The sequence below is a fragment of the Pseudomonas nicosulfuronedens genome, from assembly GCF_005877905.1.
Lineage (GTDB): Bacteria > Pseudomonadota > Gammaproteobacteria > Pseudomonadales > Pseudomonadaceae > Pseudomonas > Pseudomonas nicosulfuronedens.
This window is the reverse complement of record NZ_SWDV01000043.1, coordinates 32,042-56,726: the sequence shown is the minus strand read 5'-3', so window position 1 is coordinate 56,726 and position 24,685 is coordinate 32,042. Positions and strand designations below refer to the sequence as shown.

Annotated in this window: 21 protein-coding genes; 10 read left to right on the top strand and 11 right to left on the bottom strand. The window is 64.3% G+C overall.

Features of this window, described 5'->3' with window-relative positions:
• The first annotated feature begins 119 nt into the window (after window positions 1–119).
• Entirely contained in the window at window positions 120–1,592 is a 1,473-nt protein-coding gene (locus tag FAS41_RS26115) for a flavin monoamine oxidase family protein (RefSeq protein ID WP_138526255.1), read from the top strand.
• 42 nt (window positions 1,593–1,634) lie between these two features.
• On the opposite strand, the gene FAS41_RS26110 is transcribed toward FAS41_RS26115, so the two are convergent.
• Window positions 1,635–2,645 carry an AraC family transcriptional regulator gene (locus FAS41_RS26110; protein ID WP_138526254.1) on the bottom strand — a complete coding sequence of 337 codons (1,011 nt, stop codon included), beginning with the start codon at window positions 2,643–2,645 and terminating at the stop codon, window positions 1,635–1,637.
• 205 nt (window positions 2,646–2,850) lie between these two features.
• Between FAS41_RS26110 and FAS41_RS26105 the strand changes: the two genes are divergently transcribed.
• The 4 genes from FAS41_RS26105 to FAS41_RS26090 all read left to right on the top strand — a co-directional run bounded on the left by FAS41_RS26105 (window position 2,851) and on the right by FAS41_RS26090 (window position 8,111).
• Window positions 2,851–4,299, top strand: a complete 1,449-nt coding sequence (locus FAS41_RS26105) for an arylsulfatase (protein ID WP_138526253.1) — start codon at window positions 2,851–2,853, stop codon at window positions 4,297–4,299.
• Between the two features lie 208 nt (window positions 4,300–4,507).
• Window positions 4,508–4,897, top strand: coding sequence for a c-type cytochrome (locus FAS41_RS26100; RefSeq protein WP_240201628.1), 390 nt, complete (start codon window positions 4,508–4,510; stop codon window positions 4,895–4,897).
• Window positions 4,898–4,950: 53 nt separating this feature from the next.
• Window positions 4,951–6,717: a DUF1302 domain-containing protein gene (locus FAS41_RS26095; RefSeq protein ID WP_138526252.1), complete on the top strand. Its 1,767-nt coding sequence runs from the start codon at window positions 4,951–4,953 to the stop codon at window positions 6,715–6,717.
• 17 nt (window positions 6,718–6,734) lie between these two features.
• A complete protein-coding gene (locus FAS41_RS26090; protein ID WP_138526251.1) occupies window positions 6,735–8,111 on the top strand; it encodes a DUF1329 domain-containing protein in 1,377 nt (458 codons plus the stop codon).
• A gap of 55 nt (window positions 8,112–8,166) precedes the next feature.
• Here the strand turns inward: FAS41_RS26090 and FAS41_RS26085 are convergent, their stop codons facing one another.
• The 7 genes from FAS41_RS26085 to FAS41_RS26055 are packed head-to-tail and all read right to left on the bottom strand — an operon-like array spanning window position 8,167 to window position 14,269.
• Window positions 8,167–9,186: a DUF1254 domain-containing protein gene (locus FAS41_RS26085; protein ID WP_138526250.1), complete on the bottom strand. Its 1,020-nt coding sequence runs from the start codon at window positions 9,184–9,186 to the stop codon at window positions 8,167–8,169.
• Window positions 9,187–9,208: 22 nt separating this feature from the next.
• On the bottom strand, window positions 9,209–10,606 hold the full coding sequence (locus tag FAS41_RS26080; protein WP_240964911.1) for a DUF1254 domain-containing protein: 1,398 nt from the start codon (window positions 10,604–10,606) through the stop codon (window positions 9,209–9,211).
• A gap of 57 nt (window positions 10,607–10,663) precedes the next feature.
• Window positions 10,664–11,242: a DUF2889 domain-containing protein gene (locus FAS41_RS26075; protein ID WP_138526248.1), complete on the bottom strand. Its 579-nt coding sequence runs from the start codon at window positions 11,240–11,242 to the stop codon at window positions 10,664–10,666.
• A gap of 53 nt (window positions 11,243–11,295) precedes the next feature.
• Window positions 11,296–12,123 carry an SDR family NAD(P)-dependent oxidoreductase gene (locus tag FAS41_RS26070; protein WP_138526247.1) on the bottom strand — a complete coding sequence of 276 codons (828 nt, stop codon included), beginning with the start codon at window positions 12,121–12,123 and terminating at the stop codon, window positions 11,296–11,298.
• 29 nt (window positions 12,124–12,152) lie between these two features.
• Entirely contained in the window at window positions 12,153–12,572 is a 420-nt protein-coding gene (locus FAS41_RS26065) for a MaoC family dehydratase (protein ID WP_138526246.1), read from the bottom strand.
• A 10-nt stretch (window positions 12,573–12,582) separates the two neighbouring features.
• Entirely contained in the window at window positions 12,583–13,023 is a 441-nt protein-coding gene (locus FAS41_RS26060; RefSeq protein WP_138526245.1) for a MaoC family dehydratase N-terminal domain-containing protein, read from the bottom strand.
• Between the two features lie 58 nt (window positions 13,024–13,081).
• Window positions 13,082–14,269, bottom strand: a complete 1,188-nt coding sequence (locus FAS41_RS26055; protein ID WP_138526244.1) for a lipid-transfer protein — start codon at window positions 14,267–14,269, stop codon at window positions 13,082–13,084.
• A gap of 401 nt (window positions 14,270–14,670) precedes the next feature.
• On the opposite strand from FAS41_RS26055, the gene FAS41_RS26050 reads away from it, so the two are divergent.
• Together FAS41_RS26050 and FAS41_RS26045 are read left to right on the top strand one after the other, a co-directional pair.
• Window positions 14,671–16,485: a DUF1302 domain-containing protein gene (locus tag FAS41_RS26050; RefSeq protein WP_138526243.1), complete on the top strand. Its 1,815-nt coding sequence runs from the start codon at window positions 14,671–14,673 to the stop codon at window positions 16,483–16,485.
• A 15-nt stretch (window positions 16,486–16,500) separates the two neighbouring features.
• Window positions 16,501–17,865, top strand: a complete 1,365-nt coding sequence (locus FAS41_RS26045; RefSeq protein WP_138526242.1) for a DUF1329 domain-containing protein — start codon at window positions 16,501–16,503, stop codon at window positions 17,863–17,865.
• Window positions 17,866–17,926: 61 nt separating this feature from the next.
• Here FAS41_RS26045 and FAS41_RS26040 read toward each other — a convergent pair whose 3' ends face one another.
• From FAS41_RS26040 to FAS41_RS26030, 3 genes are read right to left on the bottom strand one after another with little or no spacing between them, the layout of a single operon-like run.
• Window positions 17,927–18,613, bottom strand: a complete 687-nt coding sequence (locus FAS41_RS26040; RefSeq protein WP_138526241.1) for a TetR/AcrR family transcriptional regulator — start codon at window positions 18,611–18,613, stop codon at window positions 17,927–17,929.
• Window positions 18,614–18,672: 59 nt separating this feature from the next.
• Window positions 18,673–19,107, bottom strand: a complete 435-nt coding sequence (locus FAS41_RS26035) for an acyl-CoA thioesterase (RefSeq protein WP_138526240.1) — start codon at window positions 19,105–19,107, stop codon at window positions 18,673–18,675.
• Window positions 19,104–20,255, bottom strand: coding sequence for an iron-containing alcohol dehydrogenase (locus tag FAS41_RS26030; protein WP_138526239.1), 1,152 nt, complete (start codon window positions 20,253–20,255; stop codon window positions 19,104–19,106). Before FAS41_RS26030 ends, FAS41_RS26035 begins: the two co-directional genes overlap by 4 nt.
• Window positions 20,256–20,632: 377 nt before the next feature.
• Between FAS41_RS26030 and FAS41_RS26025 the strand changes: the two genes are divergently transcribed.
• The 3 genes from FAS41_RS26025 (at window position 20,633) to FAS41_RS26015 (ending at window position 24,667) form a co-directional block, all read left to right on the top strand.
• Window positions 20,633–22,063: a hypothetical protein gene (locus tag FAS41_RS26025; RefSeq protein WP_138526238.1), complete on the top strand. Its 1,431-nt coding sequence runs from the start codon at window positions 20,633–20,635 to the stop codon at window positions 22,061–22,063.
• Between the two features lie 4 nt (window positions 22,064–22,067).
• Window positions 22,068–23,525: an acyl-CoA reductase gene (locus tag FAS41_RS26020; RefSeq protein ID WP_138526237.1), complete on the top strand. Its 1,458-nt coding sequence runs from the start codon at window positions 22,068–22,070 to the stop codon at window positions 23,523–23,525.
• 80 nt (window positions 23,526–23,605) lie between these two features.
• Entirely contained in the window at window positions 23,606–24,667 is a 1,062-nt protein-coding gene (locus FAS41_RS26015; protein ID WP_138526236.1) for an NAD(P)-dependent alcohol dehydrogenase, read from the top strand.
• Window positions 24,668–24,685: the final 18 nt, after the last annotated feature.

The window sequence follows — 24,685 nt, the reverse complement described above, 5'->3', positions numbered from 1 at the left end:
AGGGTTGGCGCCGGAAGGCAAAAGCCTGGCGCCTTCGAGCGATATGCCCACGCCCCTCAACTGCCATCGTTTCGTCACGGCGCCTGCAAGGCGCCCCCTATATGACAACGAGGCCTGCAATGCACGATATTCCGCAAGACGAGCAACCCACTGGCGTCAGTCGCCGCTCCTTCATCCGTAACGCTGGAGTGGTCAGCGCTGCCGGAGCAGTGGCGGCACTTGGCGCGAACGCCACGCTAGCAGCGACGCAGGACACTGCGCGCCCGCTGCGTGCCAAGGACTGCGACTACGACGTTATCGTCATTGGTGGCGGTTTTGCCGGCGTTACCGCCGCGCGCGACAGCCGCAAGCAGGGCTACCGCACTCTGCTGCTGGAAGCCCGTAACCGTCTCGGCGGAAGAACCTTCAGCAGCCAGTTCGCCGGGCACCACATCGAGCTCGGCGGTACCTGGATCCACTGGACGCAGCCTTTCGTCTGGAGCGAAGTGCAGCGCTACGGGTTGCAGCTCAAGGAAACGCCTGAGCCTTTCGTTGAAGACAAACAGGTCATCTACGTCCAGCACGAAGGCCAGGGCGTTGAACTCAAGGGCGCAGACCTGGTGACCGTCGCCGAGGCGGTTCAGGCCTACTTTGCCGAAGGCCGGCGCATGTGGGAGCGGCCGTACGATGCCGCCCACACCTGGGAGGCGATCAGCGCCGCCGATGCCATGACCGCGGCCGACCGCTACGACGCGCTCAAGCTCACCCCGCTGCAGCGCACCATCGTCGATGCCTATGTCGGCGGCGCCGCCCATACCTCCAGCGACAAGGCCTCCTATGTCGATGCCCTGCGCTGGTGGTCTCTGCCCGGCTGGGACCTGTCGCTGTTCATCGATTCGCTGGGGCACTACAGCTTCAAGGACGGCACGATCAGCCTGATCAACGCCATGCTCGAGGAAGGTAAGCCCGAGGTCCGCTTGTCCACCCCGGTAAAGCACGTCGAGGACAAGGGCGACCGCGTGCTGATCACCACGCAGCAGGGTGAAACCCTGAGTGCCGGTGCGGTCATCGTGGCCGTGCCGATGAACGTTCTGCCGCGTATTGGCTTCTCCCCTGCCTTGGACCCGGCGCTGGTGGAGGCCGCCAAGGAACGTCACTCCGGTAGTGGTGTGAAAGTCTTCATCAAGACCCGTGGCAAGCTGCCGGTGGAAGGCAAGATGCTCGGCATCGCTGACTCGCACCAGCCGCTGAGCCTGCTGGTGACCTATGCCAAGGCCGAGGACCACACGATTTTCGTCGGTTTCGGCAGCGACCCGGAAAAGCTCGATATCCAGGACCGCGACGCGGTGCAGAAAGTCGTCGATGGTTTCTTCCCTGGCATGCAGGTTGAAGAGTGCTACGGCTACGAATGGACCCTCGACCCCTACTCCCTCGGCACTTACTGCAGCTACAAGCCCAAGTGGTTCGGCAAGTACTACGACCACTTCCAGCAGGATCGCGGCCGCGTGCTGTTCGGCCAGGGCGACCATGGCGAAGGCTGGCGCGGCTTCATCGATGGCGCCATTGCCGCCGGTGGCAAAGCGGCGCTGCGGGCGCACAAGCTGCTCGGCTGAGGCACGCCCGGTGATCGCCTGTACAAGGCGATCACTGGGAACTCAACCGCGTGCGGCCTGCTGGCGGAATTCCCGCGGCGTGAAGCCGGTCCAGCGGCGAAATGCGCGGGTGAAGGAGCTGGACTCGTTGTAACCCAGCCGCGTGGCAATTTCCGTGAGGTTGGCCGGGGAGCGACGCACCAGGTCCACTGCCAGGGCCTGGCGAATCTCTTCCACCAGATCGTTGAACTCCAGATCAAGCTCGCGCAGGCGACGTTGCAAGGTGCGCTTGCTCATGCACAGCTGGCCGGCGATGTCATCCAGGTTGATGCCACTTCCCAGGCACGTCTCTATCGCCAGTCCCAACCGAGCGGTCAGGTCAGTATCAGCCAGGCGCTGCCGGCGGGCCTCTTCCAGGCCCGGCTGCAAGGCCTGGAACAGCCGGGGGTCGGCGCTCAGCAGCGGCTCGTCGAGCATTGCCGCAGGCCACAGCATGAGGTTATCCGGCTGGCCGAAACGCACCTGGCAGGGGAACGACCGCAGGTGCTCGCTGATGTCGTCCGGTTGCTCGTGGGCAAAATCGACGCGGCACACCTCGTACTTGCCGCCCGTGACCTCGCGTATCCGGTTGTAGAGCGCGCCGAAGGCATATTCGGCGTCCTGCCGGCGTTGGGTGATGCTCGGGTCGCTGATCCGGTAGCGGATTGCCAGGTGCTCGCCGAGTGTCGACCAGCTCACTTCGTTGGCCTGCGCATGCACGACCAGGTAGCGCTCCGCGAAGTCGAGCATCGCACGCACGTTGGCGGCCGCGCGGATCGCATGACCGAAACCGCCCAACAACGTCGCGTTAGGCGTGGTGTTGAAATGGCCCAGACCGAGTTTGAGGCCCAGCGCGGGGTCCAGCTCACTGGCGGCGATTTCCAGCAGCTGCACGTAGTTGCTCAGCGGAATCTGCCGCTCGGGGTGGTCGAGCACGCCCTCCCCCAGCCCTGCCGCTGCGAGAAAAGGCCGAAACATCGCCGCGTGGGTCTGCAGCAAGGCCTCGGCGTAGATGGTGTGTTTCAATCGAGACATGAGGCGTCGCTCGTTGTTGTTCTTGTCATGGCCAGTGCGAGGCAGTTCCTCGCTGTCATTTCATTGTCCCTCACGCCCGGATAAAGAGCAGTGGCACTTCGTCGATTGGCGTGCAAGGACAATATGCTGACACGCAAGGACGATATGCATACCCCCCGTTCTGGGATCGTTTGGCCTCATCCGGCAAGCCATCCCGAGGAACGCCATGACCCGCCAGTCGCTGCTGTGCCTGTTCGTCTGCACGCTGATCTGCCCCTGGGCACTCGCTTCGTCCACCGACAAGCCGAACATCGTGCTGATCCTGATGGACAACCTCGGCTATGGCGAGCTCGGCGCTTATGGCGGTGGCGTCCTGCGCGGTGCAGCGACTCCGCGGATCGACCAGCTCGCTGCAGAGGGGGTGCGCCTGACCAACTTCAACGTCGAGGCGCAGTGCACACCGTCGCGCTCGGCCCTGATGACCGGCCGCTATCCGATTCGCTCCGGTACCTCTCGCATCCCCTCGGGCGGAGCGCCGGATGGGCTCACCCTGTGGGAGGTAACCCTCGCCGAAGTCCTGTCCAGGCGTGGCTACGCCACCGGCATCTGGGGAAAATGGCATCTGGGCAGCAGCGAAGCGCGCTTCCCGACACACCAGGGCTTCGACGAATGGTACGGCGTGCCGCGCACCTACGATGAAGCGATGTGGTCCGGCTCCGATCACATGGAGGGGCTGACGCCGGCCATTGGCAGCCAGCAGGGATTGAGCCCGTCGCTGGTGCCACCGCAATACATCTACGAGGCGCGTGCGGGCGAGCCAGCGAAGAAAGTGGCAGAGCTGACCTTGCAGACACGACGCACCCTGGATGCCGAGATCACCCGCCGGGCAACCGACTTCATCCAGCGCAACGCCAAGGTAGGCAAGCCGTTCTTCGCTTACATCCCCTACTCACTCGTACACATGCCGGTCATGCCCAATCCGGCTTTCGAAGGGCGCACCGGTAATGGCTCCTGGGCCGATGGTCTGGCGGAGATGGACGACAACACCGGACGCATCCTTGATGCGCTGCGCGAGGCCGGTGTGGCCGACAACACGCTGGTGATCTTCACCAGCGACAACGGTGGCGAGGCCACCAGCCCGTGGGAAGGCGCCAACGGTCCCTGGCGCGGCACCTACTTCACTGCCATGGAGGCCTCGCTGCGCGCACCTTTCATCCTCCGCTGGCCTGGCAAGGCGCCCATTGGCATGGTCAGCAACGACATAGTGCAGATATCCGACCTGTTCACCACCCTGGGGCATGCAGCAGGCGCCGAGCTGCCCAGTGACCGCCCGATCGATGGGGTCGACCAACTGCCCTTCCTCACCGGGCAGCAACCGCACTCCGCGCGTGACAGTGTTCCGGCCTATGTGGGCGAGCGTTTGTACGCGGTGAAGTGGCGCAACTGGAAGGTCCATTTCATCTGGCAGGAAAACATGTACGACCCGCCTCAGCAGCTGCCAGTACCCAAGATCATCAATCTGCTGACTGACCTGCGCGAAGAGCACAACGTCGCCGCCACCAATTCCTGGGTCGCTCACCCGGTAATGAAAATGATCGGCGCGCTCAATGCCAGCCTCAAGCAGTACCCGCCGATTCCCCCCGGCAGTCCTGATCCCTATCAGCCTCCCCGCTGAACCGAGAAGGTGCTGCTCCTTTGGGCCGGGCTTTGCCCGGTCTTTTTTTGCCTGCACGTCGCCTCCGCAAATTGGCACCCAATGACAAGACGGTGGCGTGCTTCAGCGATCCACCCGGGCACCGGAACTGCGATTTTTCAGGCAACGGCGTTCACAGCGCCGCACTCCCCTGAACCTCCTGTCGCGCGCCAAGGCGCGCAGAGCCCTGATGACAATGCCCAGAAACCTTTCACCACTGGCTCTGACCAGTCTGTTCGCGGGAGCACTGCTCCTGGCTGACCTTGCGCAGGCCGCCAACTGCGATGCCACCCCCGGCCAGCGGGTCTTCGAAAACAAGTGCAGCGCCTGCCATGCCCTCGGCGAGGACCGCGTGGGCCCGCACCTTTCCGGCGTGGTCGGCCGGCGAGTCGGTTCGGTTGCCGGTTACACCTATTCGGCCGACCTGGCCTCGGCCGGTACCGACTGGTCGCTGGAACGCCTCGACCAGTGGCTGAGCAGCCCCGCCCGACTCTACCCCGGTACGGCAATGGCCTTCGGCGGCATCCGTAATCCAGCCGATCGCCAGGCCCTGCTGTGTTTCCTCCAGCAACAGCACTGAGCCTTTACCTGCACTTCCTCACCCGTATGGCATGACAACAAGGAAAACAATCAATGCACGCCAACACCTTCACCCGTTGCCTGCTGGCCGGCGCGGTCTCCCTCGCCGCGGCCGGCCAGGCCGGCGCAGCCGCCTTCACGCTGGGCGAGATCAAGGGCCAGTTCGACTCGAGTCTGTCCATCGGCGAGAGCTGGTCGACGGCCAGCCCCGACAAGAAACTGATCGACGTGAGCAACGGCGGAACCGGTCACTCGTCCACCGGTGATGACGGGCGCCTGAATTTCAGCAAGGGCGACGCCTTCTCGAAAATCTTCAAGGGCGTGCACGACCTGCAGCTCACCTACGACGACACCAGCTTCTTCTTGCGCGGCAAGTACTGGTACGACTTCCAGCTGAAGGATGAGAACCATCCTTTCAAGGAAATCAGCGACCACGGCCGCGAGATGGCCTCGCGATCCTCCGGTGCCGAGTTCCTCGACGCCTACGTTTCGCAGAAATACGAGCTGGCGGAGCGGCCAGGTAACGTGCGCCTGGGCAAGCAGGTCATCAGCTGGGGCGAAAGCACTTTCTATGGCAACTCGATCAATGCCATCAACCCGCTGGATGTCGCCGCCTTGCGCCGCCCCGGCGCGGAACTCAAGGAAGGGCTGATTCCGGTCAACGCGCTGTATGTCTCGCAGAGCGTGAACGAAAAGGTGAGCGTGGAGGGCTTCTACCAGTTGCAGTGGAAGCCCTACGCCTTCGACAACTGCGGCACCTTCTTCGGCAGCGATGTAGTCGCCAAGGGCTGCAATACCAACATGACCGTGGGCTTCGCCGATGCAGAGGCGCTCGAAGCCCAGGCGGCCGCCCTTGGCCTGGGCTTCGGCGTCAACGGTCGCGAAGGCGTCTACGTGCCGCGGGAGAAGAACCGCGAGCCCGGCGACAGCGGCCAGTATGGCCTGGCCATGCACTGGCTCGACGATGGCGCGGAGTACGGCGTCTATTACCTCAACTACCATTCGCGGATTCCCTTCGCCAACACCCGCACAGCCAAGGGCGTGGTCGGCCAGCTCGATGCCCTGCTCGCCGCCGATCCCAGCGGCGAGCTGGCCATCGCCAGCACCCTGGGCAACAGCAGCTATTACCTGACCTACCCAGAAGACATCCACCTGTTCGGTGCCAGCTTCGCCACCACCCTGCCCACCGGCACGGCCTGGAGCGGCGAGATCAGCTACCGCCCCAACGCTCCCGTCGACATCAACGGCACCGACGTCGGCGCTGCGGTACTCAACCCGGTCTACACCGCACTGACCGGCGCCGCCGCGGAGCCCACCGTTCCGAGCGTCGAAGGTCAGGTCAACGAAGGCTACAAGCGCAAGGAAGTGACCCAGCTGCAGAGCACCCTGCTGCACATCTTCGACCCCATGCTTGGCGCGGAGTCCCTGGTGCTGGTTGGCGAGGCGGCCATCACCCATATCGGTGGCCTGGAATCCCTGGACCGCCAGCGCTACGGCCGGGACTCGGTGTACGGCGATGTCACCAACTCGCGCCACGGTTACTACAGCGCGACCTCCTGGGGCTACACGGTCAGCGCCCAGCTCGACTACAGCGACGTCTTCGCTGGCATCAACCTCAAGCCCAACCTGGGCTGGAGTCACGACGTGCATGGCTACGGCCCGGTGTTCAACGAGGGATCGAAAGCCATCAGCGTCGGCGTCGACGCGGACTACCGCAGCACCTACACCGCCAGCCTGGCTTACACCAATTTCTTCGGCGGCGACTTCAACACCAACGTCGACCGCGACTTCGTCTCGCTGAGCTTCGGCGTGAACTTCTGAACAGGAAAACGAGCAGCATGAAAAACCGCAAACTGATGCAAACCGGTACCCTTGCAGTCGCACTCTCACTGTTGGCCAGTAGCGTGATGGCGGCCGTCAGCCCTCAGGAAGCCGAACTATTGGGCACCAAGCTGACGCCGATTGGCGCGCAAAAGGAAGGCAATGCCGACGGCAGCATTCCCGCCTGGACCGGCGGCCTGCCGAAGAGCGCGGGGCAAGTGGATGCCGGCGGCTTCCTCAGTGATCCTTTCGCCGCTGAAAAGCCGCTTTTCGTCATCACCGCTGCGAACGCCGAGCAGTACAAGGACAAGCTCAGCGTCGGCCAGCTGGCGATGCTCAAGCGCTACCCGGACAGCTACCGGATCCCTGTGTATCCGACCCACCGCAGTGCCGCGGTTCCACAGCAGATCGCAGCCCTGGCCAAGCAGAGCGCGCTCAAGACCCAGTCGATCAATGATGGCAACGGTCTGGCCGAATTCTCCAGCACGGGCTACTACGCCTTCCCTATCCCGAAGAACGGCGTCGAGGTGGTGTGGAACCACGTCACCCGCTACCTGGGCGGCAGCTTCAAGCGCAGCTACATCCAGGCAACTCCCCAGGAAAACGGCGGTTTCACCCCGGTGCGTTTCGAGGAGGAGCAGGTCTTCCCGCCACAGATTTCCGGCCTGCCCAAGGACGAAACGGACAACCTTCTCTACTACTACAAGCAGTGGGTCACCGCGCCGGCACGCCTGGCCGGCACCGTGGCAGTGGTGCATGAAACCATCGACCAGGTGAAGGAGCCGCGCCTGGCCTGGGTCTATAACGCTGGCCAGCGCCGAGTAAGACGCGCGCCACAGCTGGCGTATGACGGCCCGGGCACGGCCTCGGACGGCCTGCGCACTTCCGATGACCTGGATATGTTCAACGGCGCGCCGGACCGCTACGACTGGAAACTCGTTGGCAAGAAGGAGATGTACATTCCCTACAACAGCTACCGCCTGGAGTCGCCGCAGCTGAAATACGACGACATCGTCAAGGCCGGACACATCAACCAGGACCATACGCGCTATGAGCTGCACCGGGTCTGGGAGGTAGTCGCCACGCTCAAGCCCGGCGCCCGGCATCTCTACTCACAGCGGCACTTCTACCTCGACGAAGACACCTGGCAGATCGTCGAGGAAGATCGCTACGACGGCCGCGGCCAGCTCTGGCGCGTCGGCGAAGGGCATATCCTCTATCGCTACGACCAACAGGCCTCCTACGCGGCGGCGGAAACGCTGTATGACTTGCAGTCGGGACGCTACATGGTGGTGGGCTTGCGCAACGAGGAACCGCGCAATACCCAGTACGGGTTCACCGCCAAGGCGTTCGACTACACCCCCGCTGCCTTGCGCAACGATGGTCTGCGCTGAGTCAGCGCCGCACCTGGAGAGCGGGGCCCGGCGGGCCCCGCTTCAGGTTTGCAGATCAAGGCAACGGCTTCGCCTCGGGGAACTTCCAGCTGCCGTCCAGCAACTCGGCCTGGGGACGATACAGACGCACCATGTAGTTCCAGCCCGGAGTGATCGGCAGGCAGTTCGCCTGCTTGCCATCGCAACCGCCAAACAGCACCTGCACCGAACCATCGGCGGCGCGCTTGGCCGTGAGGTTGTTCAGGGTGTAGGCGTTCTGCGGGTTGGCCTGGAAGTAGCCTGCGGCGTTGTACACACTGATCGACCAGAAGGCATCCACCGGTACCCGTCCGACCGTCAGCCCGTAGCGCGTGGTGCCGTCATTTCGCTCCGGCGTGACATTCAGGTACAGCGCATCGCGCTCCGGGTTACCGCCCCAGGCCGAGGCACTGCCGATCAGGTGCCGCAGCGGATCGACCTGGCCGCGCGCGCCGAACATGCCGCGCGAGTCCGGCAGGGTCGCCGCCAGGCCTAGCAACGCAGTGCGAACACGTTGCTGACTGGCTGCATCCCACGAGGTCTCCTCATAGCGTCCGGGCCCTGCCGGTTGGCTCACCCGTACCTGCTGCTGCAGCGCATGGGCAGCCTGCAGGTCACTGGCATCGGTGGGGTCGACCAGAGTACGGATACCGACGAGCACATAGCGCGTGCCGATCTGCTGGCGATCGAAGCGATAGGTGCCAGCGCCGTAGCCCATCGGTGAGGTGTACTGGTCCTGGCTATAGGCGACCAGCGAGAAGTAGCGCTTGCCGGCATCGGGTAGCGTGATGCTCACCGGGCCGGCGTCGAGGTCGAACACCGCCGAGGAATACAGCGTGTCGCGGTTAGGGCGGACAATCACCTGGCTGTCGATCGGCACCAGTGCGGCGTTGTGCACGAACTGGCCGAAACCGCCGCGCTTGACGGTCAGATCGAAGAAGCGCGCCGACTCGGCACGGGTGAAGTTGTCGATGGTCACCGTCGTTTCGGCGGCCAGCGCGGGCGCCTGGGCAGTGGCGACCGCCAGGGCCAGGAAAGTGGCCTTGAATGCGGACATTGCGGTTTCCTTGTTGTTGTATTCAGTCAATGCGTTGCACGCGGGGAGCCTGCCAGTGGCCGTCGAGCGCTGCAGGCCTGGGCCAGTAGAGCCGACCGGCGATGTAGAACGGCCCGTCGGGAGCGGGTAGCCAGTTCGCCTGCAGCGCGCCAGCCGGCGGCTGGTGCTGGATGTAAAGGGTCAGGCCGCCATCGGCATCGTGCTGCAGCGTTGGCAGCATCGCCGAGTTGATCAGATAGCGATTCAGCGGGTTGGCCACCAGCAATCGAGCCGAGTCGTACATCGTCAGCGACCAGAAGGCGTTGACTGGCGGCAGTTGGCCGGGAGCGAAGCGCAAGGTGTAGCGATGCCGCGAGGCATCCAGTTTTTCGCCGCTGCTGTCTAGGTAGAACGGCGGATAGAGGGTTTCCTCCTTGTCATTGCCGTACAGCCCGGTGACCGTCGCCCGCATCCGATATAGGTAGTTGTCGCCCAGGAAGGCGCGACTGCCGAGGAAATTGCTGGTGGCGACCTCGCCGCGTGCCACGCGCTGGCCCAGGGCGTCGAAATCGCGCCAGGCGTCGGCAATGCCTGCCTTGATCGCTTCCCGCAAGTCCGCCGGCAGGTTGTCCGCATCGAAATGCTGGCCCGAACCTATCCCCAGCCTGGCGAAGCGGGCCATCAGAGCCTTCTCGGATGGATGAGTCGGGCAGTACCCGAGCACGAAGTTGAGCTGCTCGAAGAACTCGAGACTGCTGCGCTCCGCCTCGGCGCTGAGCGGCACACGGAAGTCCACCGGCGGTACGGCAGGCGGCGCAGGCTGACCAAGGAACGCCGAGAGCGTCTGCACCTTGTAACCCGCCTGGACCTGCTTGACATTCTCCAGGTCGTCAGTCCCCTTGAGCTGAGTGCGATAGAAGACGAAAGCGAACTCAGTTTCCGAGCGGAATACGCGATCGATGCCCGGCGGTACAGCGCCGTCCCAGTCCGGCCCGGCGAGCAGGAAGCGCCCACCACCATTGCCAGTGGTGCGGCTGCCGACGTAGCCGAAGTTGTAGGTGTAGGCATCGACGAACTGCGCCGAGTAGTAGCGCCCGTCCTCGATTGCCGGCAGGGTCAGTACCAGCGGCTCGCGGCGCAGGTCGGCGCCGAGCTGGGAGTACGGAGTATCGGCATTGGGCGTCGGGTATGCCTTGTCTTCCGGGGTGTAGATGCGCGCGGTGTTGTGCAGAGTGTTCCAGGGTGCCTTGAATTCCGGATGCTGGCGGTCCTGGAAATAGGTGTACTGCACCCGGTAGTTGTCCACCAATGGGAAGCCGTAGATATAGGCATCCCTGGCGATGGCCCGGGCCTCCTGCGGCGATGGTGCTGCTGCGTGGGCGCCCGAGAACGCCGTCAGCAGCAAGGCAATGAGGAAAAAGGGACGTTTCTTGTTGTTCACGTTCGTCTCCTGGAGCCGGCCAGCGACGACCGGCATGGTGGGAAGGCTTGAATCTTTCTATTTCACGGGATCGATAGCCGGACCGTTCGGTTTCCAGGTACGAATCCGCCGGGCAGCCTCGCCCTCCTCGCGGTAGGCATGGCAGGTATTGAGGACCCAATGGGTTGGCATCTGGAACGACGGATCGGCGGCTGCACGTTCACGCAGGCGTTTCTGTTGCAGGGGTGCGAGCGTCTGAATGGCAGTGGTGGCCATGGGGCCGAGCAGTTCGGTCAGGTGCGTGCAACCGACGGTTCCGCCAACCCGTTCGGCGACTCGTCGTTTGAAACCAGCGCCGATGCGCACCCCTGCCAGTGCGCGGTAAGCCTCGGTCACCTGGCCGCATTCGGGGGTCGGAGCCTGCTCGCTGAAGGCCTCGACGCTGTGAATCACCAGGTCCCAGTCCAGCACCATCACCAGACGCATCTGGTGCAGCACGCCGCTGGCAGCCACCTTGCCGTAGATGAATTGTGTCTCTTCGCCCTTGGTGTCGATCAGGCAGCCTTCGATTTCGAACAGCCCGTCCTCGCGCTGGTAGCCACGGCACTGCACCTGGCGGTCATGCAGCAGGCGACGTGGCGGTCGTGAGTCTTGCATGGAAATTTCTCCGCTTGAGCAAAAGACCAGGGGCGCCGTGGCGCCCCTGTCATTTACACGGTGCCCAGGCCGCCACCGCAGACCAGGACCTGCCCGGAGACATAGTCGGACTCCGGAATGCAGAACAGGTACACCGCATCGGCCGCTTCGTCCGGGGTACCCGGACGACCCAGTGGGATCAGCGTCTTCGAGGCCTCGACGGTCGCTGGGCTGATACCCACCTTGATCTGCCGGCCTTCGATGTCGATGAAGGTCGGATCGCCTTCCACCGGCTGGGTCTGGCGGGTCTCGATGTGGCCGAAAGCCACGGCGTTGACGTTGACCTTGTAGCGCCCCCACTCCTTGGACAGGGCCTTGGTCATGCCCAGCACGCCGGCCTTGGCGGTGGAATAGTTCATCTGGCCCGGGTTGCCGGCGGCCGATACCGAGGAGATGTTCACCACCTTGCGGTTGACCACCCTGCCCTCCGCTGCCTCCTGCTTGGCCAGGGCGCTGATGATCGGCTGGGCGGCACGCAAGATGCGGAATGGCGCGGTGATGTGGCAGTCGATGATGGCGTACCACTGCTCGTCGCTCATCTTCTGGATCACGCTGTCCCAGGTGTAGCCGGCATTATTGACGATGATATCCAGCGTGCCGTAGGCATCCATGGCGGTCTTCACGAAACGATCGGCGAAGTCCACGGCGGTGACGCTGCCGATACAGGCAACGGCGTCGCCACCCTCGCTACGAATCTGTGCGACGACCTCCTCGGCCGGGGCCGCATCGAGATCGTTGACGACCACGCGGGCGCCCTCGCGGGCCAGTTTCAGCGCGACGCTGCGGCCAATGCCACGGCCGGAGCCGGTGACCAGCGCCACCTTGCCTTCGAGTTTCTTCATCGGGGTTTCCTTGTTTCTTGTCATTGGAGTCAGGCCAGCGCGACGACGGCCTCGCCGATCAGCTTGTCTTCGCCGTACTGGTTGCTGCAGCGCAGCGCCAGGCGCACGAGGCATTCACCGCCGGCCTCGTACTTGTCGATGACCCGTCCCCGGCAGGAGGGGACATGGCCCAGTTGGGTAATGCCGGTGAAGCGCACTGACAGCGCGCGGATCTGCGCCTGTGGGACCCAGCGGGTGAGCATTCGGCCCAGGTAGGCGACCGAGAGCATGCCGTGGGCAAAAACGTCGGGCTGACGCGCGCGACGGGCGAAATCGAGGTCGATGTGCACCTGGTTGTGGTCGCCGGAGGCACCGGCGTACAGGGCCAGCGTGGTGCGATCAACGGCTGGAAGTGACAGCGGCGGAATTTCGTCGCCGACCTGCAGGTCGCTGTAACAGGGTTGCTGCATGGCTCTCTCCTCAGCGTTGCACCAGGGACGAACGGATGTCCGCAACATGCTCGCCGCGCTGGTTGGTGACGCGGGTTTCCTGGACCACGAAAGTCAGCGCTCCTCCCTTCTTCTCGTACACGTCGACCACCCGCGTGTCGAAAGTCAGCAGGTCGCCGGCGAACGCCAGGCGGTGGTACACGAATCCCTGCTCGGCATGCAGGATGCGGCCGAGGTCGAAGCCGAAGATGTCCTCGACGATATGATCGCTATCGCGTCCTTCGCACTCCAGGCACATGAGAAAGCTGGGCGGCACCGGCAACGAGGGATGGCCGGCCGCGCGTGCAGCGGTTTCGTCGGTGTAGACCGGGTCGGTTTCTCCGATGGCCTTGGCGAAGAAGCGCAGGCGCCCCTTCTCCACTTCGGCCTGGGTGACGCCCAGTGACCGGCCGATCAGGCTCTTGTCTGGCATCTGCTATTTCCTCCGCAAGGAGACGCCCCGCGCCTGTGCGGCGGGGGCGTCCGAGCCGTCAGCCGCGACCGAACAGGGTGACGATGCCCGCACCGCCGAGGCCCAGGTTGTGCTGCAAGGCGTGCTGCAGGCCTTCTACCTGGCGTGCGCCGGCGGTGCCGCGCAGCTGGTTGGTCAGCTCGTAGCACTGCGCAAGGCCCGTGGCACCCAGCGGATGGCCTTTGGAGAGCAGGCCGCCGGAGGGGTTGGTGACCACGCGGCCACCGTAGGTGTTGTCGCCGTCGAGAACGAACTTCTCGCCCTCGCCTTCGGCACAGAAGCCCAGACCTTCGTAGGTCAGCAGCTCGTTCTGGGCGAAGCAGTCATGCAGTTCGCAGACACGGATATCCTCTGGGCCGACGCCGGCTTTCTCGTATACCTCGTTGGCAGCCTGACGGGTCATGCCGACACCTACCGCGCTGATCATCGACGGCGGGTCGAAGGCCTCGGGCTGGTCGGTCACCAGGGACTGGGCAAGGATGGTGACGTCGGTGCGCAGGCCATGCTTTTTCGCGAAGCGCTCGGAGACGATGATCGCCGCGGCGCCGCCGCAGGTCGGCGGGCAGGCCATCAGGCGCGTCATCACGCCGGGGAAGATGACCTGGTCGGCCATCACATCCTCGACGCTGACCACCTTCTTGAACACCGCGAGCGGGTTGTTCGCCGCATGGCGGCTGGCCTTGGCGCGGATCGCCGCGAAGGTTTCCATCTTCGTGCCGTACTTCTGCATGTGCTCCAGGCCCGCGCCACCGAAGAAGCGCAGTGCGTTGGGCATGCCGGCGCCTTCGGGGAAGACGATGTCGGCCACCGCGCACCCTTTGCCAACCGTGGCCGGGCGGTCGGTCCAATGGTCCTTCAGGGCGCCAGGCTGCATCTGCTCGAAGCCGAAGGCCAGCGCACAGTCCACCGCGCCGCTTTCCACCGCCTGGCGCGCCAGCCACAGTGCCGAGGAGCCGCTGCCGCAGTTGTTATTGACGTTGAGCACCGGGATACCGGTCAGGCCCACTTCATAGAGGGCCGACTGGCCACTGGTGGAGTCGCCGTAGACGTAGCCGGCATAAGCCTGCTGCACCAGGCGGTAGTCGATTCCGGCGTCCTGCAGGGCCAGGCGCACGGCCTGGGCGCCCATCTCGATGTAGCTGGCGCTGGCGCCGGGCTTCGCGAACTGAATCATGCCGACACCGGCGACGTAGGTTTTCTGCGACATCACTCTCTCCAGAGTCATTGGACGGTGGCCAGCCGCCGCGGCATGCGGCGAACAGGCCAGGCTGGATTCGATGGTTGCGCAGTGCATGCGGGGCGCCATCCCCTCCCCTCGCCGATGGCGCCCCCTCCCGACGAGGGGGGAACCGTTGGAACGCGCTCCAGGCACTCTCGCTGGTCCCCCCCCCATCAGGGAGGGGGGATTGCGCCCCTCCGAGGGGAGGAGGTAGCCACCCGGCAGGTACAGGATGAGCTCGCCGTCGTAGGACGGCGCAAGCCACAGCAGCCGGGGCGCAATAGCCGCGCAAACCACCTCACCGTCAGCCGCCCCGGCACTGTCAATTCCCGCGTCGGATGGGCTCCTGGCCGCTTCCGATGTCGGGGAAACACGCACTGGAGAACCGCATGACAATAAGAAAAACCGGAGTCTTCCAACCGCACCTGCTCGCCGCCGCCGTCGCTCTTGGCGTGGCCACGCAGGCTGCCGCCGTCGACTTCAACATCGGCGAAATCGAGGGCAAGTTCGACTCGTCGTTGTCCATTGGTGGCAGTTGGTCCACCACAGGCGCCAACCCGAACTTCATCTCCAACTTCAACTCCCAGGGCGCCAAGGGCAAGGCCGCCTCGCGCACTGCCGACGATGGCCGTCTGAACTTCCGCTCCGGGGAAAACTTCTCGACCATCTTCAAGGGCATTCATGACCTGGAGCTCAGGTACGGCGACAGCGGCGCCTTCCTGCGCGGCAAGTACTGGTACGACTTCGAGCAGGCCGACGGCAACCAGCATTTCTACGACATCGACGACAAGGGTCGCGACGAGGCCGCGCGGACCAAGGGTGGACAGTTCCTCGATGCGTTCGTCTACCACAACTACAACCTGGGCGATCTGCCGGGCAACGTGCGCCTGGGCAAACAGGTGGTGAACTGGGGCGAGAGCACCTTCATCCAGAACGGCATCAGTTCGATCAACCCGGTGGACGTGGCCGCTCTGCGCCGGCCCGGTTCCGAGGTCAAGGAAGCCCTGGTACCGGTGAACATGTTCTACCTGTCCCAGGGTCTGACGGAGAACCTCACCGCCGAGGGCTTTTATCAGATCGAGTGGGATCACACCGTCGTCGACAACTGCGGCACGTTCTTCGGCGTGGATGGCATTGCAGCCGGCTGCTACGACCGCCTGGTGGTGACCGGCGACGACCTCGCCCCTGGCCAGGCGAACAACACCGGCGGCCCAGCCACGCTGGTGCGTGGCGGCACCGACGATGCCTACATTCCGCGCAGCAAGGACCACGACGCCCGCGACGGCGGTCAATACGGTATCGCCTTGCGCTGGTTCGTGCCGGAGCTCAACGACACCGAGTTCGCCGCCTACGCGATGAACTACCACAGCCGTTCACCGGTGCTCAGCCTGACCACCGCCACCAACCTGTCCAACCAGTTGGCGGCCATCCGCAGCGCGCGCTACTACATCGACTACCCCGAGGACATCCGCCTCTACGGCCTGAGTTTCGCCACCAACCTGGAAGGCGTGTCGCTGGGCGGCGAATTGAGCTTCCGCCCCAACATGCCGCTGCAGATCAACACCGCTGACCTCAACCTCGCAGCCCTGGGCAGCGCGGCGTCGCCGATCTACGTCAGCGGCGAGCAACGCCTGAGCGCCGGCGCCGACATCCCGGGCTACAAGCGCATGCCGGTCACCCAGGCACAGCTCACCGCCACCAAGCTGTTCAACCAGGTCCTGGCTGCCGAACGCCTGACCGTCGTCGGCGAGGTCGGCTACAACCACATCGGCGGTGTCGGCGACGCCGACGGCAGCGACATCCGTTTCGGCCGCAACCCGGTGTTCGGCGCCGGCCAGCTGTCCAACCAGGCCGTCTGCCGGGGCAGCGCGGTGGGCACGGCCAACGCCAGCAACCCGCAGCAGGAATGCAACGACAACGGCTTCTACACCAGTAGCTCCTGGGGCTATCGCCTGCGTGCGCAGCTCGACTACCCGAACGTGTTCGCCGGCATCAACCTCGCGCCGAACCTGGCCTGGTCGCAGGACGTCAGCGGCTACGGTCCGAACTTCGAGGAAGGCCAGAAAGCAATCAGTGTCGGCCTCAACGCCGATTACCTGAACACCTACACCGCCAGCCTCGCCTACACCGACTACTTCGGCGGCCACTTCAACACCCAGACCGACCGCGATTTCGTCGCCCTGAGTTTCGGCGTGAACTTCTGACGCAGGTATCCGATCATGAAAAACTCGATGTTGATGAGCACTGGCGCACTGGCGCTGACCCTGCTGGCCTCCAGCGTCATGGCGGCTGTCTCACCACAGGAAGCCGCGGAACTGGGAAACACCCTCACGCCACTTGGCGCGCAGAAGGAAGGCAACGCCGATGGCAGCATCCCTGCCTGGACCGGTGGCCTGAAGCCTGACGCCGCTCCCGTGCAGAATGGTTTCCTGGGTGATCCCTACGCTCAGGAAAAGCCGCTGTTCGTGATTACCGCGGCCACCGCCGCGCAGTACAAGGACAAGCTGAGCGAAGGGCAACTCGCGCTGTTCAAGCGTTACCCGGATACCTACCGCATTCCGGTCTACCCCAGCCACCGGAGCGTCTCCAACCCACAGGCGCTGTATGACGCGGCGAAGACCAGTGCGACCTCGACCGAGCTGGTCAACGATGGCAACGGGTTGGCGCACTTCACCGCACGCAACTACGCATTCCCGATTCCCAAGAGCGGCGTCGAGGTCGTGTGGAACCACGAGACGCGCTATCGCGGCACCAACTACCAGCGCACCACCGCCCAGGCCGTTCCGCAGGCCAAAGGCGACTACATGCTGGTCGGCTTCCGCGAAACCATGGGGCTGCCGCAGTACCTGCCCGACGCCGATCCGGCGAAGACGGCCAATACGCTGTACTACTTCAAGCAGGAAGTGATTTCCCCGGCGCGCCTGACCGGCACGGTCAACCTCGCCTACGAGACCATCGACCAGCTCAAGGACCCGCGTCAGGCCTGGACCTACAACGCCGGCCAGCGCCGTGTGCGACGCGCCCCCGAGATTGCCTACGACGGCCCAGGCACCGCTGCGGACGGCATGCGCACCACGGACAACACCGACCTCTACAACGGCTCGCCGGATCGCTACACCTGGAAACTGGTGGGCAAGAAGGAGATGTACATCCCGTACAACAACTACCGGCTTTGGTCACCGTCGGTGAAGTACGCCGACATCATCAAGCCGGGCCACATCAACCAGGACCTGACCCGCTACGAACTGCACCGCGTCTGGGAGGTCGAGGCGACGCTCAAGCCCAACGAGCGGCACATCTACGCCAAGCGCCACATGTATTTCGACGAGGACAGCTGGGCGCTGGTTGGGGTCGACCACTACGACAGCCGTGGTCAACTCTGGCGCGTCGCCGAAGGGCATCTGGTCAGCGACTACCAGCACGGCATCGCCAGCTATGCCGCGCAGACGCTGTATGACCTGATCGCCGGCCGCTACGTGGTGCTGGGCCTGATCAACGAGGCCAAGCAGGGTACGCAGTACGACCAGAAGTTCACCACCAACGACTTCACGCCTGCCGCCTTGCGCAACGCCGGCATCCGCTGAGTCAGATCTGCTGCACTACGCACGCCCCGCTCTGCGGGGCGTGTCGTTTCTGCTGCGGTCGCTAAGCTTCGCTGGTCAGCAGCCCGTGGAGCATCCGCGCGATCATCGCGGCGCTCTCGTCTTCCACCAGGTAGTGCGGGCGCTCCAGGCGCATGGCCCGTGGCAGGGTCAGGAGTGTCTGGTACACGAAAAACCGTGCCTTCTCACGGTCCTTCACGCGGATTTGCGCCGCGAACCGCTCGAACAGCGCAGGCGTCGCGCCGGCAGACCAGCATTGCCGGGAGTCCACCAAGTCCAGGCGGACCAATTCGTCGTAGCGGGTCACCCGCTCGCTGAAGTCCGGGTCCAGGCAGGACTTGCGGTGATGCACCGCCAGCCCCCTACGCAGCACCAAAAGCAACCCGTCGAGCAACGTCGCCGCTTCGGGCAGGGCATCGATGGCGGCCAGCAACTGCTCGCCCGCCTCGCGGCGGTAATCTTCGAACACCGCGGCAATCAGCGATTCCATCGCCGGAAAGTATTCGTAGATCGAGCTGATGGCCACTCCGGATACATCCGCGAGCCGCAGAGCCGTAAGGGCCTCGCGGCCCTCTTCCTCGAGAATCTGCCGCCCGGCCTGCTTGAGCGCCTCCACCAGGGCAATGGAGCGCGCCTGTCGCGGTTGCTTGCGCGGTTGCGGCGGCATGCCCAGCGGTATCAGCGCAGGATCCGCATCGTGGTGTTCCTGGTCTTTCGGCGGTTTGCCCATGGTTTCCAGCCCTCCGGCTGACTTGGCACCGCGCCGAGGCTGCACGGTGCCAAGGCGCTTCAGACGATCAGGGTCGACAACTCGCGACGGACCGCACCCGGAATGCTCGCCGAGCTGCGGCTCTCACGGTCGACATAGACGTAGACCACTTCGCCACAGGCGCAGGCCTCGTCTTCGTCTTCACGGAACACACCCAGCTCGTAACGCGCACTGCTATGCCCCAGGTGGACGATACGCAACCCGATGCTGACCCGCTCGGGAAAGGTGATCGATGCGAAGTACGTGCAGTTCGAGGCCACGATCAGCCCGATCACCGGGCTGTTCCCGATATCCAGCGTGCCGCTTTCCACCAGGAACTGGCTGATCGCGGAATCATAGAAGGAGTAATAGACCACGTTATGCACATGGCCATAGGAGTCATGGTCGCCCCAGCGCGTGGTCACCGGGTAGAAACGCACATAGTCGGCCCGACGCGGGCGCCCTGCCGGCTTCACAGTACCGCCTGATACAGTGCAAGGGCCGCATTCAGGTTGACCTCGCGCGGGTTGTTGGCGAGCAGGCGACCCTGTTTCAGCGCATCCTCGGCCAACCCCTCCAGGTCATTCTCAGCTACCCCGACTTCACGCAGGCGGGTCGGCAAACGCAGGCGTAGCGGCAGGTCGGTGAAGTACTCGATCAGCGCCTGTGTCCTGCTTCGAGCGTCACCCTCCAGCCCCGGCAGGACGATATCCGCCAGTTCGGCATAGAGAGGCGCCGCAGCGTCCTGGTTGAAGCGCAGCACACCGGGCAGCATCAGCGAATTGGACAGGCCGTGAGGCACATGGAAGCGCGCACCCAACGGGTAGGCCAGCGCATGCACCGCCGCCACCGGCGAATTGGCGAACGCCATGCCGGCCAGGCAGGCGCCCATGAGCATGTCTTCGCGGGCCTGGATATCTGCACCGCTGCTGCACGCGCGCTCGATACTTCCAGACAGCAGGCGCAGGGCTTCACGCGCCAGGCAATCGGAAATCGGATTCTTGCGGTGGCGGCTGGTGAAGGCCTCGATGGCATGGACCATCGCATCGATCCCGGTGGCCGCCGTGACATGCGACGGCAAGCCGATAGTCAGGTCGGCATCAAGTACCGCGAGATCCGGCAGCAACAAGGGCGAGATAACCACGCTCTTCTGCCCGTCGCCATTGGTGACCACGGATACCGCGGTCACCTCAGAGCCGGTACCCGCCGTGGTCGGCACCAGGATCAGCGGCAGGCGGGGCCCGCGCGCCACCTCGGTGCCGTAGACGCAAGCCAGCGACTCGCCGCTGCGCGCCAGCAGTGCCGCCAGCTTCGCAGCGTCCAGAGAGCTACCGCCGCCCAGACCGATCACGCAATCGGCCTCGCATTCCAGCGCCGTGGATACCGCAGCCTCGATCACGCTCTCCGGCGGGTCGGCCTGGACTTCAGCGAACACGCGCAGCGATAGCTGACTGCGGGCGAAATCGTCAATCACTGGCTGCAGCAGTCCGGCGCCCAGGACGCCCGGATCAGTGACCAGCAGTACCGAGCGGCAGCCCATGCTGCGCACACGTTCGGCCAATCGCGCGGACGCGCCGCGCTCGATGTGAATGGATGGAGTCGTATTGAAAGTCAGCGTCGCCATGGTGTCTTCGTTCCGGCTGGTCTGTCGCTTTGCGAAGGCGCCGAGGCGTGTCGGCGCCGGACGGCGATCCCCGCTCCCACAGCCAGCATAGGGACCTCGACACGCCATCGGTCCCCCCTCATTCGGGAGGGGCATTCATGGCGTACAGGACACTTGATCGGCGAATCCAGAATGCTCCTGGCAGCGATTTTAATCTCTTGATAACTCCTTCTAAAACAACAAGTTAACCACACCATCGGAACGCCGAATCCGGAACGTGATGGGCAGTTTTCGTCCCTATACTGGCCCCTCGATTCGGCCCCTGCCGGCCCCGGCCGCCTTGTCGAAACGCTCCGGCGCCCCTCGCCGGCCCTGTCATTGGAGTAGCGAGTCAATCGATGACTGCATCGCTGGAACAAAGAACGCAGCTGCTGCTGAACGATCCCGTCGCCCTTGCTGGGCATTCCTGCCAGACCTGGAGCCACTTGCCGCGCGAAGAGGTCGATGCCCTGCAACTCGCAGGACTGAAGCTGCGTTTCGCCCAGTTGCGCGGACGAATTCCGGTGCTGAAGAAACTGGCCGATGGCGAAGGGCTGGAGCGCATCGATACGCTTGAAGATGTGGTGCCGTTGCTCTTCGAGCATACGGTGTTCAAGTCCTACCCGCCGTCGCTGCTGGAGAAGAGCAACTTCGCCGCGATCAACAAATGGCTGGCCAAGCTGGTTACACCCGAAATCGGCGAGGCGATCTGCGCCGTGGACGTCAGTGCCTGTCAGGGACTCGACGACTGGTTCGAGACCATGGATGCGGCACTGCCGCAGCTGTGCATCAGCCATACCTCAGGTACTTCGGGCACCCTCTCCTTCCTGCCCAACAGTACCCGCGAGTTCGATAAGGCCTGCGCGGTGCGCAGCATGTTCGCCTGGAGCCTGCAGGGCCCCGATTCACCGCGCCCCGAGATGCACACTGCCTACCCGTACTACCGCAATGGCTACCTGAGTCACCTGCGCGGCAACGTGGCGCTGATGCAGCAGTTGCTACCGAGCGAGGCGAACTTCCATGCCGCCTATCCCGACACCCTCTCCAGCGACGTGCTGCACCTGGGTGCCAAGGTTCGTGCGGCGCAAGCACGCGGCACCCTCGATCGGCTGGTGATCAACCCGGCCCTGCTGGCCAAGAAGAAGTCCTTCGACGAACAGCAGGCGCAGATGCCCCAGCACCTGGCCACCTTCTTCGACCGCATGGCCAGCGAGCTGCAAGGCAAGCGGGTGTATATCGGCGGCACCTGGAGCCTGCTGCACAACATGGCCAAGGCCGGTCTGGAACGGGGGCTGGAAGGCGTATTCCATCCGGACTCCTACATCGCCACCACCGGTGGAGCCAAGGGCGTGGTGCAGCCTGAAGGCTGGCGTGAGGAGGTGCTGCGGTTCACCGGTGCGCGGCGCATCAACGAGTCCTACGCCATGTCCGAAGTGGTCAGCGGCTCGCACTTGCGCTGCGAGCAGGGCAACTACCACTTCGCCCACACCGTGATCCCCTTCGTGCTCGATCCGCAGACCAGCAAGCCGCTACCGCGCAGCGGGCAGCAGACCGGCCGTGCGGCCTTCTATGACCTGGGCGCCGATGTGCACTGGGGGGGGTTCATCACCGGTGACGAAATCACCGTCGAATGGGACCAGCCCTGCACCTGCGGCCGGCCCAGCCGCTACGTGGTCGGCGCGATCCAGCGCTACAGCGAGAAAAACGGCGGCGACGACAAGATCACTTGCGCCGCGTCGGACAACTCGCACCGCGAGGCCATGGACTTCCTGAATTCCTTTGAGGGCTAAGCCGATGAGCAAACCCATTGCGCCGATGATCATTCGCGGCGAAGTCATTACCGACAACCTGATCGAAGTCGGTGGCCGTGGCGGCGACCTGAGCTTCCTGACCCCGGATGCACACCAGTACATCGACAGGCTGCCACTGGGCAATCCAGCCAAGCTGGCCGATCTGTACCAGCTCAGCTTCGAGGACATCCTCGACTACGCCGGCGCCCTGGCCGAGCGACTTGACCTGTCGACCAACCCCTTTCTCCAGGAAGCCTGCGAACTTTCCTACCAGACCGCGCCGGTGACCCCGACCATGGTCAAGGCAGCCTACATGAGCCTGCGTCAGTACCTGGACCGCAACTTCATCGTGGAAATGGTCGAAAGCACCGTCGGCATCAAGTACCTCGAAGGCTGGGTCCACCAGCGCCTGCTCGATGGCACCGAACTCGAGACCCGTTGCTTCGGCTCCCGCACCCTGCACATCGTCGCCGGCAATGCCGCCCCACTGTCGCTGGTGACCATCCTGCGCAACATGGTGCTGCGCAGCGACGCCATCATCAAGGCACCGTCCAACGACCCGTTCACCGCGCTGGCCATCGCCCGCACCATGGTCGAGATGGCGCCGGAGCACCCGCTCACCAAACACCTGTCGGTCGCCTACTGGAAAGGTGGCGACCAGTCCCTGGAACAACGCCTTTACCAGCCGCAGAACATCGAGAAGATCGTCGCCTGGGGTGGCTTCGCCTCACTCAAGCATGTAACCCGTTACATCCAGCCGGGTCTGGAGCTGATCTCCCTCGATCCGAAGCGCAGCGCGAGTGTAATCGGCGAGGACACCTTCGCCAGCGAAGTGTGCATGCGCGAAGCGGCTCTGCGCCTGGCCACCGATATCGGCGCGCTGAACCAGAAAGGCTGTGTCTGCGCGCGGGTCATCTACGTGCAGAGCGGCACCGACGAATCAGGTCTGGAGCGGCTCAACACCTTCGGCCGCTATGTCTACGATGCGCTGCAGACGCTACCCAATACCCTGAGCACTGCGCCCAAGCGCTACGACCAGGGGCTGAAGGCACACGTCGACGCGCTGCGTCTAGATGACGAATGGTACCGAGTGATCGGCGGCCAGGACGGCGAAGGCGCGATCATCTGCTCGCAGCTGCCCGAGCCCGTATCCTTTGCCACCCTGCTCGATGACCGCACCGCCAACCTGGTCCCCGTCGACGAGCTGAACGAGGTGCTGGATGCAGTGGATGCCTACACCCAGACCGTCGGCGTCTATCCCGAAGCGGTCAAGGACGAGCTGAAGAACATCCTGCCGCTGTATGGCGCCCAGCGCATCGTCTCGCTGGGTTATGCGGCGGCGATGAAATGGCAGGCGCCGCAGGATGCCATTGAGCCGATGCGACGCATGGGCAAGTGGATCTCCAACCAGATCGCCTCGCCGGAAACTACCGCTGCGCCCTGGCTGCGCCCTTCCCTTTGACTCTCCCCCCTTGACTCTCACCCTTTGAATCCAGCGTGCCCGGCAAGCCGGGCACACGCATCCCCTGCCCGGAGAAATCCATGAGCCATTGCCTCGCCTACGCCGCCCACGCGGCCCACGCTCCACTTGCACCAACGCGCCTGCAACGCCGTGACCTGCGCGACGATGACGTGCAGATTGCCATCAGCCATTGCGGGGTCTGCCACTCGGATCTCCACTACCTGCACAACGACTGGAACAGCAGCGTGTTTCCCTGTGTTCCGGGCCACGAGATCATCGGCCGGGTCACCGCCGTGGGCCCGACGGTCAGCCGCTACCAGGTAGGCGACAGCGTGGCGGTCGGCTGTATGGTCGACAGCTGCCAGCACTGCGCGGCCTGCGAGGAAGGCCAGGAGCAGCTCTGCGCGACGATGTTCACCCCGACTTACAACGGCAAGGATCGAATCAGCGGCGACCTGACCTACGGCGGCTACTCGCAATCCATCGTGGTGCGCGAGAAGTTCGTCCTGCGCCTGCCGGAGTCGCTCGACCCCGCCAGGGCCGCGCCGCTGCTATGCGCCGGCATCACCGTCTGGCAGCCACTGCGCAAATATGCCGTGCAAGCTGGCACCCGCCTCGCGGTGGTCGGCCTGGGCGGGCTCGGTCATCTGGCGGTCAAGCTGGCGCGGGCGATGGGCGCCGAGGTGACGGTGCTCACAACATCCCCGCACAAGGCCGACGACGCCCGCGCGCTGGGTGCCCAGCACGTGCTGCTGTCGAAGGACGCGGCCGCAATGAAGGCTGCCTACGCCAGCTTCGACATCATCCTCGACACCATTCCCAGCCGGCACGACGTCAATCCCTACCTGATGCTGCTGGCCCGTGGCGGTAAGCTGGTGCTGATCGGCGCGCTGGAGCCGCTGGAGCCGATCCACGGTGCGCTGCTGATGATCAATGACCGGTCCATCGCCGGCTCGCTGATGGGCGGCCTGCCGGCCACTCAGGAGCTGCTGGACTTCTGCGCCGAGCACCAGGTCCTGCCGGAGTGCGAGACCATCGCCATACAGGATATCAACACGGCTCTGGAGCGCCTGCAGAAGAACGACGTGAAATACCGCTTCGTGATCGACATGGGCAGCCTGCAAGGTGACGCGCAGCGCTGATTGGCAGAAATGAAAAAG